Origin of the sequence: Maribacter forsetii DSM 18668 (assembly GCF_000744105.1) — a bacterium.
GTDB classification, from domain to species: Bacteria; Bacteroidota; Bacteroidia; order Flavobacteriales; family Flavobacteriaceae; genus Maribacter; species Maribacter forsetii.
The window spans coordinates 4200082-4213200 of the sequence record NZ_JQLH01000001.1 but is presented as its reverse complement, the minus strand read 5'-3'; the positions used below and the strand labels follow the sequence as shown (position 1 = coordinate 4213200).

Sequence of the window (13119 nt, the reverse complement as noted above, 5' to 3'; positions counted from 1 at the left end):
GTTGGAAAATAAATTTTTATTTTCCAACAGCCAACAGCCAACAGCCAACAGCCAACAGCCAACAGCCAACAGCCAACAGCCAACAGCCAACAGCCAACAGCCAACAGCCAACAGCCAACAGCCAACAGCCAACAGCCAACAGCCAACAGCCAACAGCCAACTTATATCCTCGCCTGGTAAGTAAACAAGTTATGGTATCTACCTTCTTTTGCAATCAGTTCTTCGTGAGTACCTTGCTCTGCAATACGTCCGTTTTCAATAACTAAAATTTGATTCGCTTTTCTAATAGTACTTAGACGGTGAGCGATAACAAAAGTGGTTCTTCCCTTTGTTAGTTCAGCCAAACTTTTTTGAATTAAGGCTTCACTTTCAGTATCAAGATTAGAGGTAGCCTCATCTAAAATTAATATTCGTGGGTTAGCCAATACTGCTCTGGCAATAGCAATACGTTGTCGTTGACCTCCAGATAATTTTACGCCACGTTCCCCAATAACAGTAAGTAATCCATCTTCAAATCTATCGGTAAACTCATCAACATAAGCTGCTTTAATAGCGGCTTGTAATTCCTCTTCAGAAGCGTCTGGTCTAGGGAAAAGTATATTTTCTCGAATAGTGCCTTCAAAAAGAAAATCGTCTTGCAATACCACACCTAAGTATTTTCTAAAACTAGTAAGGTCAACTTTTGATAAATCTGTACCGTCTATAGTAATCTCTCCGGAATCAGGATTCAAGAAACTTGCTGCCAAACCTGCGATTGTAGATTTACCAGAGCCAGAACTTCCAACTAAAGCAATAACATCTCCAGATTTGGCTTCAAAACTGATGTTGTGCAATACATCTTTGTCTTCTTCATAGGCGAATGATACATCCTTGAAAACCATATCACCTTTAATGTTAGAAAGTGTAATGGTTCTATCCTTTTCATCAGATTCAGAAACCTTGTTCATTAACTCTTCGGTACGGTCTAAACCCGCTAAAGCTTCAGTCAATTGGCTTCCTATATTACTCATTTGTACAATTGGTGCTACCATAAGGGCGAGAAGAAAAGTGAACTCAAAATACTCGCCGGTAGTCAATTCGCCTTGCATCATTTTGTAACCTCCAAAGCCCATCATAATTCCGGTAGTTGCCAGTCCTAATAAGAAAGTAGAAGCGCTGGTCATAAATGCGGTAGCAGTCAAACTCTTTTTTACATTTTGGTATAATCGGTCTACACCTTCTTCAAAAACTTTACTTTCTTGACCTTCAGCGTTAAATCCTTTTATGACACGAATTCCGCCAAGCGTTTCTGTTAATCTGCCTTTAACTTCGGCATTAATCTTCCCACGTTCCCTAAAAACAGGTCTAATAATTTTAAATGCCTTTAGAGCGATGAATGCAAAAAGTATTAAGGGGACAAAGGTTAGAAGTGTCATGGTAGGGCTAATTCTTAGTAACAGCACAAGAGACACTACAGCCGTAATGGTACCACCAACAAGTTGCACAAGTCCGGTACCAATTAAGTTTCTAACTCCTTCAACATCACTCATGATTCTGGAAACTAAAGAACCGGATTTTGTATTGTCAAAAAAGCGAATAGGTAGAGAAAGTACCTGTTTTTGTACCTGTGCTCGAAGTTCGGAAATCATGTATTGCGCCTGAATACTAAGAACTTTGGTTAGTAAAAATGACATTACCGCTTGTACCAAAAATGCAAAAATCACCACTGCAACCAATATTTTTAAGAGGTCGTAATTCTTATTAGGTATGATGTCATCTAAGAAGTACCGTAGAGATACCGGCGCAACAAAACTTGCAGCTTTACTGATTACAATAAGCAATAAGCCCAGCAAAACCAATTTTCTACGAGGCCAAATGATAGTTTTGAATGCGGTTAGAATACTTACTTTTTTTTCTGCCATAGGGGTTTACTCTTACTCATTACTGGTTAAAATACTATTGTACGGTTCAGCGCAGTCGAGACCGACCTGTCAACGTTCTGCAAGTTACTTCAATTCTAAAGTTTTACCGAATCTAGAATAGGTTTTGATATTGGCTATGAGTATCGATAAAGGTTTTTATATTTGAGTATCCTGATTAACTGCCAATGCTTAAAAAAATCATTTTTCTTTTTTTATTAGTTACGTTTTATGCGAATGCACAAGAGCAGTACTATGATTTGCGTGATTTTGTAACGGATAGTGCGGGTGTTTTTACTTCAAGTCAAGTTGTAGAATTAAATCAGCGGTTAGTTGATTTTGAAAAAAGCACAACTAATCAATTGGTCATTGTTACTATAGAAGAATTAGGTTTTAATACGATTGAAACGTATGCAAATGGTCTGTTCAACCAAAATGGTATTGGTCAAAAAGGAAAAGATAATGGGTTGCTGATTTTATTTTCTAAAAATGATAGGGAAGTAAGAATTGAAGTAGGCTATGGCTTAGAACCCTATATTACAGACGCCGTTGCGTCAAGAATTATTAGAAATACGATGATTCCTAATTTTAAAGAAGAGGCGTATTTTACGGGTATTAATGAGGCTAGTAATCAACTCATAGAATTTCTTAATAATCCAGAAGCACTTGACGAGTTTAAACTAGAGATTGCAGAAGAAGATTCTAAAGAGAAGTTATATACGAATATATTTCTTGGTATATTTTTCTCCATATTTACTGGGGTTGGTAGCTTTTTCTTTCTTAAAAGCTATGTCAATGTTATTGAGGTTTTTAGAGGGGTGTTCATGGGTAAATTAGGGGTGTTGCCTGGGGTGTTTATGCTTTTGGCAGGATCCTTTTCAAGTGTTTTCGGTTTGGTGTTTGCAATTGTTCCTCTAATTATAGGCTACAGTATTTATATGTCCCATTCCCAGGCTGCAGCTTTTATTTTTGATGAACCCAGTCTTTTACTGTGGTTACTTCTTCCTTTTTTCGGTATTGCCGCAATAATAGCATTTATAAAACTTAAGATTTCTGGTAAAGAAGATTTGAGCATTTCTTGGATCAAAAATGATAAATCTTATTACAGAAAAACATTCTCGTCTTCAGGTACACATTCTTTCAGTTCGGGCAGTAGTTCATCAAGCGGTGGTGGCTCTTTTTCAGGTGGCGGAGGAAGTTCTGGCGGTGGTGGATCAAGCGGAAGTTGGTAAAATTCAAGTACTTTTATAATCCTCAAGAATTTATTAAATCATTGTTCATGAACAGAATTATTTATTTGCTAGTATTTGTATTGGTTTTATCGTGTAAGACAGATAAGCCAGAGAAGGGTGAAATAGAAAAGTGGGAAGCCCAAGCTGCGAATGTTGAAATCATACGAGACGATTTTGGAGTACCTCATATTTATGGTAAGACAGATGCCGATGCCGTTTTTGGTTTGTTATATGCCCAATGCGAAGATGATTTTAATCGCGTAGAACAAAACTATATTTGGGCAACAGGTAGGTTGGCAGAAGTAGATGGTGAAGAAGCGTTGTATAGTGATTTACGTGCGAAGCTATTTATGACAGAAGAAGAGGCTAAAGCAAATTATGAAAAAAGTCCCGCTTGGTTGAAAGAATTATGTGATGCATTTGCTGACGGTATCAATTACTATTTATACACTCACCCTAAAGTAAAACCAAGATTATTGACTCATTTTGAACCATGGATGCCCATGTACTTTAGTGAAGGTTCAATTGGTGGAGATATTGAGCGTATTTCAACAAAAAAGATTGCTGCTTTTTATGAAAGTGATATGGAATTGCCGAAAATGGAGGCGATAAAGCTGAAAAAAGAAAAAGAAGTAGAAGAACCACAAGGATCTAACGGTATAGCTATTTCAGGTACATTGACCCAATCTGGTAATCCGTTGTTATTGATAAATCCGCATACCTCATTTTACTTTAGGGGAGAAGTTCATGTAGTTTCTGAGGAAGGATTAAATGCTTATGGAGCGGTAACTTGGGGTCAGTTTTTCGTATATCAAGGTTTTAATGAAAAAACCGGATGGATGCATACATCGACCTATACAGATGTCATGGATGAATTCAAGGAGACAATAGTTAAGAACGATGATAATTTATTCTATCAATACGGAGAAGAATTACGATCCGTACAATCATCTGAGATAGTGTTGAAATATTTGGACGGAAAAAAGTTGAAAGAGAAAAAATACCCGGCATATAGAACCCACCACGGACCAATAACACACGTTGCCGAAGGGCAATGGACGGCATCTGCCATGATGTGGGAACCGGTAAAAGCATTAGAGCAATCATTCATCCGCACAAAGCAAAATGGTTATAAAGGTTTTAGGGAAATGATGGATATCCGTACCAATTCCAGCAACAATACAGTGTATGCAGATGCGGAAGGAAACATCGCTTATTTTCATGGTAATTACGTTCCAAAACGAGATGTTCAATTTGATTATACAGAACCGGTTGATGGTAGTAATCCTAAAACAGATTGGCAAGGTTTGCATACGGTAGATGAAAATATCTTAGTTCTCAACCCGGAAAATGGATGGATACAAAACTGTAATTCTACACCTTATACATCAGCTTTAGAATTTAGCCCTATGAAGGAAGACTACCCAAATTACATGTCTAAAGACCAAGAGAATTTTAGAGGGGTACATGCAATAGAATTATTAACGGATAGAAAAGGATATACCGTAGATAGCTTAATTCAATTAGCGCATGACCCATATTTACCAGCTTTCAAAGCGTTGATACCTGGTTTAGTGAAAACCTATTATTCTAATGACGACCAAAATCCGAAGTTAAGAGAACCAATTAAGATTCTCGAAGATTGGGATTATACCACTGGCGAAGATCAAGTAGCTATGACTTTGGCACATTTTTATGGTACAGCTATGGGTAAAAGAGCAAAACACCCAGAAAATATCAGTGATATGGAACGCATGACCTATTTCGGTACCCATACAGAAGAATCGTTGAAAATTTTTGAAGAAGTAATAGATCAATTAACAGCTGATTTTGTTACTTGGAACATACCTTGGGGAGAGGTCAATAGATATCAAAGAATTACGGGGGATATCATTCAAAAATTCGATGATTCTAAGCCTAGCATCCCAATTGGTTTTGCTTCAGGAAGGTGGGGAGCTTTGGCTGCATATGGAGCACGTTATACAACAGAAGGGGCAAAAAAAATATATGGTACAAGAGGTAATAGTTTTGTGGCAGTCGTAGAATTTGGTGATAGCGTAAAAGCTAAAAGTATGTTAGCTGGCGGGCAAAGTGGAGATCCATCTTCTCCACATTTTGATGATCAAATTATTAGATATAAAAATGTAGATTGGAAAGAAGTACCTTATTACCGCGAAGATGTTTTGAAAAGAGCGGAGGAGACCTATGTTCCGGGTAAGAGGTAAATTAATAAAGAAGATATACTATGGGCTTATTGAACAAAATATTAGGTAACGCTAGCGAAGTTTCTACAGAGCAATTATTACAAAAATATGGAAGATTACTTGTTGAAGGTGAACAAATAGAACTGGGCTTTTCTTTACTGCGAGATGTTTTTATGTTTACTGATAAACGATTAATATTGATAGATATACAGGGCATTACAGGGAGTAAAGTGGAATACAAGTCTTTACCTTATAAAAATATCTCAAGATTTTCTTTAGAGACTTCAGGAACTTTTGATTTGGATGCCGAATTAAAAATCTGGATATCAAGTGAAAATGTACCTAGTGTAAGTAAAAAATTCAATAAGAGTATTGATGTTTATGAAGTACAGCGCTATTTGGCAAATAAGGTTATGTAAAACTATTACATAGATTCTTTCGTAACGATTAAAGTCGCCTTAGAACCTGCGGATAGTAACCATTTGTTAGAATAGATTAATTCACCTTTGTCATTGTAAACATCTACCTGTGCGGTATTTGGTGCTGAAGAACCATGGTTGAGTGCCTCGAAGTCCAAACGGTTAAAACCGTCTTGTAAGTCAACATTAATTCCTTTAAAAGCACCTGTTAATAGTAGGTTTTGTTCAACAACCATATCGTTCATGTATATTTTTACACGATCGCCATCTACATATTCATGATCTCTACAAACAATACCTATGAATTTCCCGCTACTCTTTACATCACCTAAATATTGATCGGCAAAATACTGACCAGAACCACCTAATCGCTCACCGGGACCAATTCTTGGGTCAATTTTCATGCCTGCCCCTGCTTGTACCAATTCTTCATCACGTAGCATTTTTACAGGGTTAGGAGCGGTCATATCAACATTGGGCTGTTCTTTAATTAAATTAGGCATATTAAGAACAGATCCTTTATTTGGAGTACCACTAGAATTAATAGGGTTTACCTTATCGATCTTTAGCGGTTTTGAAGTAGGCAGATCTGTTTGCGCAGAAACCTGTGCCGCAGAAAAGCAGAAAAATATAATAAAAAGAAAAAAAAGGTTTCTCATCTAATCTTTAATATGATGAAATAAAGATAACAAATACCCTGCCATGGGTACTTAAGGCTTCGTTAAAAAACTGTCGATTGAACTATAATTCGTTGAAATGATTGTTCTGACGGACTTAATCAGAATCTTCGTCTTGTTTTTGTTCAGTTTTAATAAAATTGCCGTTGATCATTTTTTCTTCTTCATATATAACATTTGATATGCCTACCATAAATGCAGCAATGAGAAGTATTAGCTTTCTTTTTAACCAAAGAAAGGCTTTATTTATTTTTTTGAAATACATAATAGTGATGATAAATGGTGAATACTAGTTATCATATGTGTACGCTTGGTACACATTAAAATAGCTGAAGTAGCTATTTTCTATTATGTAGTTCTTTGGTGTTTAGAAGTGATTTTTTTAGTAAGAAATACGGCGTTGTCAATGGTTGATTGGTAGACTAAGAGGTTGTCATTTTGAATGCTAATTGCTTGTTTAGTGCTAATGCCGTAATTTTTAGATAAAACGATAAAAGCAATATAAACGTTGGCAATAGAAGAGATAAATACAGTACTGTTAATTTCATACGTCGCAGCATTGTTTTCTAAATGTTGGACATGTTGAGAGGGAGTGTATAAAGAAATTTGAAATTCAGCACGCGTAGTATGCCTATAATTAAGATTACAGTGCTGTACTGTAAGTCCGATTAAAAGACATAGAGATACTACATATGTAAAAATCTTCTTCATTAAACTATTTTAAATTTCGTCTTAAAAAGTCAATGAAATTACCGTTCATAATTTTTTCAATATCCGATTGCGCATAACCTCGATTTTCTAACAGTCCGGTCATTTTCTGTAAATCAGCAATAGTATCCACATCTGCTGGACCTTGTTCTTTTCCAAAGCCGCCATCAAGGTCAGAGCCTATACCCACATGATTCGCATTACCCGCTAATTGGCAAATATGATCTATATTATCTAGTATCTGCTGTAGACTTACGTTTGCAGTTTGCGGAGTAGAAACACCTCTTTCCCAAGTTGGTGTCATCATCCAAGCATCTAGAACAACGCCAATAACACCTTGTCTAGCAATAATTTCCTTTAATTGCTCATCGGTAAATTGTCTGTGATGATTAACTAATGCCCTGCAATTATTATGGCTAGCCCAAAGTGGTCCGTCATAATTTACCATAGTTTCCCAAAAACTAAGATCGCATAAATGGGTAACATCTAGTATAATACCTAGTCGTTCAATTTCTTTAAGAAGTTCTCTTCCTTTAGTTCCGATTCCGCCTACTGAATTTGTGCCGTGAGCATAAGTACCCGGACCATAATGTGCCGGACCAATAGCTCTTAAGCCTGAATCATACGCTTTTTGTAGGTATGAAATATCTACGATAGAATCTGCACCTTCAAGACTAAGTAAGTAACCAATAGGCTTCTTTTCTTTGTCCGTTTGCCAAAGAGCTAAATGAGCATCAAGTTGGGTTTTGTTGGTAATCTGAATCATTTCACCAGTATCTTCCATGCTTTTGTACCACGCTAATTGCCCTTGCGTATGTGCCCATGCTTGTTGGGGCGATTTCCAACCTGGTAGGGCATTGTCTTTATGTACATAACGAGCAATTTGTGTCGCCATACAGAGTCCGACTTTCCCTTTTCTCATCGCTTCTAAAGAAACGGTATTATTGCCACGACCAGGTTTGTCGGTTAAACCTTGTTCACTTTTTCTTATTTCTTCAATAGACCAAGTAAGATCGCGATTCCAGTCCATGGCATTCATAGAAAGGTCTAAGTGGGCATCGACTATAAACATGCTTAAATAGTAGATTTTTGAGTTCTGGCAGTTACGGGCCAGTAATCGATAACGGTATTTTCTTTTATAATCGTTAAGGTGTCGTATTTCGCCACAGTAGGGCAAATATGTTTGGGAATGGCATAGTGAACATCACCTACTTCAGGTATTGTTAGGTCGTCATATTCGACTACCAAATGCTCTTCTGACTGACTTATTTGTTTACTGTGTTTTAAGTCTAAAAATTCTATTCGTGGAAAAGGCATTTCAGGAGCAACCGATTTATGACCAAGATCAAAACATAGAATACCAGTAGTTGGTTTACTAATTATTCTTGTAAACAATACTGCAGCTGGCAAAAAGCCCATTTCCGGAAATTGGTTTCCGTAACCAGAATCCCAAAGAAGTGTTGTTCCGGGGCTGGCATCAACATCTTGGCGTTTACAGTGAAAAGGAAACGTTGGCGAACCGCCAGCTACAATTTTTGGGCTAGGTATGTTTTTATCTTCAATACTTTTCTTTAAGTCGATTACTGCTTTGAAAGCTGTATTACATTCTTGCTCTCGTATTACGGGATTTGAATTACGAAGATGACCGTCATAAACATGTAAACCTTCAGCAATTAAAAATTCATTTTCATGTAATTGAGTGTACAATTCTAAAGCATCTTGGTCAGGAATGATTCCCGTTCTATTCATACCATTATTAATATCTATCCAAAGCGGAATTTTAATGTGATGAGATTTTGCAAGTTCACTAAGAATTTTAAGTGTTTTAGAATTATCTACAAGGGTAGAAAATTTTGTTTTCGGGTATTCTTTGATTAATTCAATAAAACGCTGTGCATTAGCACCAACGGGTTGCATGGCTAATAATACGTCAACAGCATTACAGTCGCCAAGTAGTTCAGCTTCAGCAATAGTAGCGCATTTGAATTTTTGTATTCCCTTTGCCATTTGCATGTTGATGATATTGGCATTTTTATAAGTTTTTACATGCGGACGTAGCCGATTTACATCACCAATCATAGAAATCATTAGGTCGATATTTTGCTGAACTCTATCTGGATAAACCAATAAAGAAGGAGAAATAACTCCGGCTGTTTCGTCTATAGAATACCAATTTTTGTTTGCCATAATTGTTAATGATGTAGTTCAAAATGAGCTTCAATTTCAACAGGAATTCCGCCGGGTAAAATCATACCAACGGCACTACGAACACCAACACCATTATCAGGTCCAAAAATATCTGCCATGAGTTCACTGAAACCATTGATGACCAAAGGTTGTTGACCAAAATCGGGAGTAGAATTCACCATCCCTAAGGTTTTTATAATTCTTTTAATTTTATCAATATCGCCAAAATGAGTTTGTATTGTAGAAAGCATGGTCAATGCAACTTGTCTTGCAGCAACTTTAGCCTCTTCCATAGTCATATCATGACCGGCTCTGCCGACAATCAATGAACCGTCATTTTGCATAGGACCCTGACCAGAAATATATAGAAAATGGTCAACGACTAAAACAGGTTTGTATAAACCTGCAGGAGGTGGAGCAGTGGGTAAAATCAATCCCAGTTCCTTGATTCTTTCAGATGGCTTCATTTGTATTTATTTATATAAAAGTATTGATTACAAGAACACCTATCAATCCCATAACGCCAACAGTTGTTTCCATGACGGTCCAACTTTTTAAAGTGTCTTTAACCGATAGATTAAAGTACTCTTTAAATAACCAGAATCCGCTATCGTTAACATGAGATAACATTAAACTACCTGATCCAATTGCCAAGACCATCAATTCAGGACTAACACCCGTGCCTTGAACAAGAGGCAGAACAATACCGGCAGCGGTTAAACCTGCGACTGTTGCCGAACCTACACAGACTCGAATTATTGTAGCGATCAACCAAGCTAATATTAAAGGTGAAATAGAAGATTGTTCTAAAATACCGCCAATATATTCGCTTACACCACTATCTATTAATACCTGTTTTAATGCGCCAGAGCCAGCAATAATAAGAAGTACCATGGTTATACCTGTAATTGCACTACCAACAGAGTCCATGACCTCTTTCATACTTTTTCCTTGACCTAAACCTAAAGTGTAGATAGCAACTAAAACGGCAATAAGCATTGCAATAGCTGGGTTGCCCATAAAAACTAAAATCTTGGTAAGAAAGAAATCCGCAGGGAGTAAAAGTTGTGCCAATGCAGCAACTGCAATTAGAATAACAGGCAAAAGTGCACTTATAATGCTATTCCCCATACTTGGCATTTCATCTTCTTTTAAAACTACAGGGTTTAGAAATTCTTTAAGCGGTGTTGCGTTAATACCTTTTAAGGTTCTTGAAAGTAATGGTCCGGCAACGATTATTGCGGGTATGGCAACGATGATTCCGTATAACAGTGTTTTTCCAATATCAGCGTTAAACATAGATGCAAGTGCTGTTGGTGCCGGGTGCGGAGGTAAATAACCATGTGTTACCGATAAGGAGGCCAGCATTGGTAAGCCTACATATAAAAGGGGTAGGCCAGTTGCAGCGGCGATAGTGAAAACTAGAGGGACTAAAATGACAAAACCTACGGAGTAAAACATGGGTATACCCACAATGAAACCTGTCAATACTACAGCCCATTGAATATTCTTTTTTCCGAATTTATCTACTAATTGAGTGGTGATTTTTTGTGCGGCGCCACTATCTGCAACCAATTTGCCTAGCATAGCACCGAGACCTAAAATGATAACAAGAAATCCTAAAATATTACCGATGCCTTTCTGAATGGAGTCCACCACGCTAATGGGTTCCATACCTTCAGCAATACCAACGAATAAAGATACGATGATAAAGGTGATAAAAGCATTGAGTTTAAATTTGGCAATGAGAATAAATAGGAGAAGAATTCCTAGAATAACAATGAATAAAGGCATATTTGAATCGAGTTAGTTTAGTTGATTCTCTAAATATACCATAAAAAAAAAGCTCATCAGATTTTATCTAAATACGATGAGCGTAATCTTTAAAATTCTATAATTTATCTGTCATTTCCGGTGAAATAGCTTTGTAAACTAATCCAGCTAAAATTGCTCCTACGATCGGTGCTAGCCAGAATAACCAAAGTTGATCTAAAGCCCAATCTCCAACAAAAAGAGCTTGGCTTGTACTACGTGCAGGGTTTACTGATGTATTGGTTACGGGAATACTGATCAAATGTATTAAGGTAAGACAAAGTCCGATTGCCAAGCCTGCAAATCCTCTTGGTGCTTTTGTGTAGGTAGAACCTAAAATAACAAATAAGAAAATGAAGGTCATTACTACCTCAATAATTAACGCAGAAGTCATACCGTATCCGCCTGGTGAATGCTCACCATAACCGTTAGAAGCAAAGCCGCCTAAAACAAAATCTGATTTTCCTGAAGCTATGAGAAAGAGTATGGCTGCACCTGCAATTCCGCCCATTACTTGTGCAATGATATATGAAAATACGTCTTTACCTTCAAAGCGTCCGCCAATCCAAACACCAATGGTTACGGCAGGATTTAAATGGCAGCCGGAAATATGACCTATGGCATAAGCCATAGTAACGACGGTTAAACCAAAGGCCAAAGAAACGCCAACAAAGCCAATACCCATTTCTGGAAAACCTGCGGCGAGTACGGCACTACCGCAACCACCTAATACTAACCATAATGTGCCGATAAATTCTGCAATAAATTTTTTCATTTTAATAAGGTTTAATTGATTGTATTAGTTTAGAAACCAAAACCTTATAGAAGTCACAATATTTTAAATATATTTTTAAGAATTTATTTATAAAATAGATTTTTTGTAGATATATTATTATAAAAAAACCTTATTTCGTATGATTATTTAAATTATCGATTGAAAAATCAAAAATGAGATGAAGAGTGCTATTGGGTAAATAATTATTCTATATAATCTTCCAACTTCTGTGGTCCTTCTAATAAAATACGAACCACTCTCAAGGTGCCATCATCAGTAGTGTTTATTTGCCACTTTATTAATGAAATACATCCTTTTTCAATTTCAATACCGGTAATGCTTCTTGGGTGAACACAGCTACCATCATTAAAAAGAGGAATATCACCAGGCTCAGGAAAGCGTGGTCTATGAGTGTGGCCTACAACGGTAATTTTTAAGTTGTTTTTTAGAATCCACTTTTTTGTGCGGCGCTCTACTTTTATGAGTTCCGTATAGTTTCGGGCAGGCGATGTTGGATCGGCAATGCCCCAAACTTGTAGCGGTTTCCATAGAATTCTTACTAAAAATCTACCTACACGCCAAAACCTATAATTCCACCAATCTGCCTGGTGACCGTGGGTAAGGAAAACTTCTTGTTGCGTTTCTTTATGTTTTAAAATAAGAGCTTCATGGTATTTGATACCTTCAAAAAGAGATTTGTCTTTGTCGTCTATAGGCTCAAAATAGCTCGATAGATGTTTCTTGACATAGGCTTCATCTTTGTAGACCATATCATGATTTCCCCAAATCATGTGCAATCTTTGCTCTAAATGAAATTGCTTTAAAAGCTTGAATACATTTTTATGGGCCTCAAAAATAGACTCGAAATGTATGTTCTCCCAGAGTTCGTCGCCATCACCAAGTTCACAGTAGTCAAATCCTTGTGAGTGGTAGAATTGTAAAGCATGATAATAGATGTTTCTATTGTTAGCGAAATCATCGGCAAAACTGTTGTCTCCCCTGTGGCAATCGCTGAAAAGTATGAATTTAGAAGCGTCATCAAACGGAATAACTTTAGCGTTTTTGTAAGCTCTAGTAAGTCTACTATCCGATGACATGGGTTATTTTTCGTTAAATATCCGAAAATCCAGTCAACCATAGGGCTTAGAGCCATAAAAAAACTTAGCATATTTTGTAACTTTACAAACAATTAGCAGACTAACTAAAC

12 protein-coding genes are annotated in these 13119 nt (G+C 36.9%); 3 read left to right on the top strand and 9 right to left on the bottom strand.

All coding sequences use genetic code 11. The annotated features are described in order from the left end of the window. Positions 1-161 precede the first annotated feature (161 nt). Positions 162-1901, bottom strand: a complete 1740-nt coding sequence (locus tag P177_RS17865; RefSeq protein ID WP_036156976.1) for an ABC transporter ATP-binding protein — start codon at positions 1899-1901, stop codon at positions 162-164. 185 nt (positions 1902-2086) lie between these two features. Between P177_RS17865 and P177_RS17860 the strand changes: the two genes are divergently transcribed. From P177_RS17860 to P177_RS17850, 3 genes are read left to right on the top strand one after another with little or no spacing between them, the layout of a single operon-like run. Continuing rightward, a complete protein-coding gene (locus tag P177_RS17860; protein WP_036156974.1) occupies positions 2087-3130 on the top strand; it encodes a TPM domain-containing protein in 1044 nt (347 codons plus the stop codon). Between the two features lie 47 nt (positions 3131-3177). Further along, positions 3178-5355: an acylase gene (locus tag P177_RS17855; RefSeq protein WP_036156972.1), complete on the top strand. Its 2178-nt coding sequence runs from the start codon at positions 3178-3180 to the stop codon at positions 5353-5355. 20 nt (positions 5356-5375) lie between these two features. After that, positions 5376-5753: a PH domain-containing protein gene (locus P177_RS17850; protein WP_036156970.1), complete on the top strand. Its 378-nt coding sequence runs from the start codon at positions 5376-5378 to the stop codon at positions 5751-5753. Positions 5754-5758: 5 nt separating this feature from the next. Here the strand turns inward: P177_RS17850 and P177_RS17845 are convergent, their stop codons facing one another. The 8 genes from P177_RS17845 to P177_RS17810 all read right to left on the bottom strand — a co-directional run bounded on the left by P177_RS17845 (position 5759) and on the right by P177_RS17810 (position 13009). After that, positions 5759-6412: a hypothetical protein gene (locus P177_RS17845; protein ID WP_036156968.1), complete on the bottom strand. Its 654-nt coding sequence runs from the start codon at positions 6410-6412 to the stop codon at positions 5759-5761. A gap of 366 nt (positions 6413-6778) precedes the next feature. Continuing rightward, the gene (locus P177_RS17840; RefSeq protein WP_036156967.1) at positions 6779-7141 is read right to left on the bottom strand and encodes a hypothetical protein; all 363 of its coding nucleotides are present in this window, start codon (positions 7139-7141) and stop codon (positions 6779-6781) included. A 4-nt stretch (positions 7142-7145) separates the two neighbouring features. Further along, complete coding sequence (locus tag P177_RS17835) at positions 7146-8210, bottom strand: dipeptidase (RefSeq protein ID WP_036156965.1); 1065 nt, start codon at positions 8208-8210, stop codon at positions 7146-7148. A gap of 2 nt (positions 8211-8212) precedes the next feature. Further along, positions 8213-9325, bottom strand: a complete 1113-nt coding sequence (locus tag P177_RS17830; protein WP_036156963.1) for a D-TA family PLP-dependent enzyme — start codon at positions 9323-9325, stop codon at positions 8213-8215. A 5-nt stretch (positions 9326-9330) separates the two neighbouring features. Then, the gene (locus tag P177_RS17825; RefSeq protein WP_084684729.1) at positions 9331-9792 is read right to left on the bottom strand and encodes a RidA family protein; all 462 of its coding nucleotides are present in this window, start codon (positions 9790-9792) and stop codon (positions 9331-9333) included. Between the two features lie 10 nt (positions 9793-9802). Next, the gene (locus P177_RS17820) at positions 9803-11119 is read right to left on the bottom strand and encodes a gluconate:H+ symporter (protein WP_036156959.1); all 1317 of its coding nucleotides are present in this window, start codon (positions 11117-11119) and stop codon (positions 9803-9805) included. A gap of 97 nt (positions 11120-11216) precedes the next feature. Next, positions 11217-11912, bottom strand: a complete 696-nt coding sequence (aqpZ, locus tag P177_RS17815; RefSeq protein ID WP_036156957.1) for an aquaporin Z — start codon at positions 11910-11912, stop codon at positions 11217-11219. A gap of 203 nt (positions 11913-12115) precedes the next feature. Continuing rightward, complete coding sequence (locus P177_RS17810) at positions 12116-13009, bottom strand: metallophosphoesterase (RefSeq protein WP_036156955.1); 894 nt, start codon at positions 13007-13009, stop codon at positions 12116-12118. Positions 13010-13119: the final 110 nt, after the last annotated feature.

What these genes read in the sequence shown, in the direction of transcription:
- P177_RS17865 (WP_036156976.1), bottom strand. Translation starts at nt 1,901, where the DNA reads ATGGCAGAAAAAAAAGTAAGTATTCTAACCGCATTCAAAACTATCATT.
- P177_RS17860 (WP_036156974.1), top strand. Translation starts at nt 2,087, where the DNA reads ATGCTTAAAAAAATCATTTTTCTTTTTTTATTAGTTACGTTTTATGCG.
- P177_RS17855 (WP_036156972.1), top strand. Translation starts at nt 3,178, where the DNA reads ATGAACAGAATTATTTATTTGCTAGTATTTGTATTGGTTTTATCGTGT.
- P177_RS17850 (WP_036156970.1), top strand. Translation starts at nt 5,376, where the DNA reads ATGGGCTTATTGAACAAAATATTAGGTAACGCTAGCGAAGTTTCTACA.
- P177_RS17845 (WP_036156968.1), bottom strand. Translation starts at nt 6,412, where the DNA reads ATGAGAAACCTTTTTTTTCTTTTTATTATATTTTTCTGCTTTTCTGCG.
- P177_RS17840 (WP_036156967.1), bottom strand. Translation starts at nt 7,141, where the DNA reads ATGAAGAAGATTTTTACATATGTAGTATCTCTATGTCTTTTAATCGGA.
- P177_RS17835 (WP_036156965.1), bottom strand. Translation starts at nt 8,210, where the DNA reads ATGTTTATAGTCGATGCCCACTTAGACCTTTCTATGAATGCCATGGAC.
- P177_RS17830 (WP_036156963.1), bottom strand. Translation starts at nt 9,325, where the DNA reads ATGGCAAACAAAAATTGGTATTCTATAGACGAAACAGCCGGAGTTATT.
- P177_RS17825 (WP_084684729.1), bottom strand. Translation starts at nt 9,792, where the DNA reads ATGAAGCCATCTGAAAGAATCAAGGAACTGGGATTGATTTTACCCACT.
- P177_RS17820 (WP_036156959.1), bottom strand. Translation starts at nt 11,119, where the DNA reads ATGCCTTTATTCATTGTTATTCTAGGAATTCTTCTCCTATTTATTCTC.
- aqpZ (WP_036156957.1), bottom strand. Translation starts at nt 11,912, where the DNA reads ATGAAAAAATTTATTGCAGAATTTATCGGCACATTATGGTTAGTATTA.
- P177_RS17810 (WP_036156955.1), bottom strand. Translation starts at nt 13,009, where the DNA reads ATGTCATCGGATAGTAGACTTACTAGAGCTTACAAAAACGCTAAAGTT.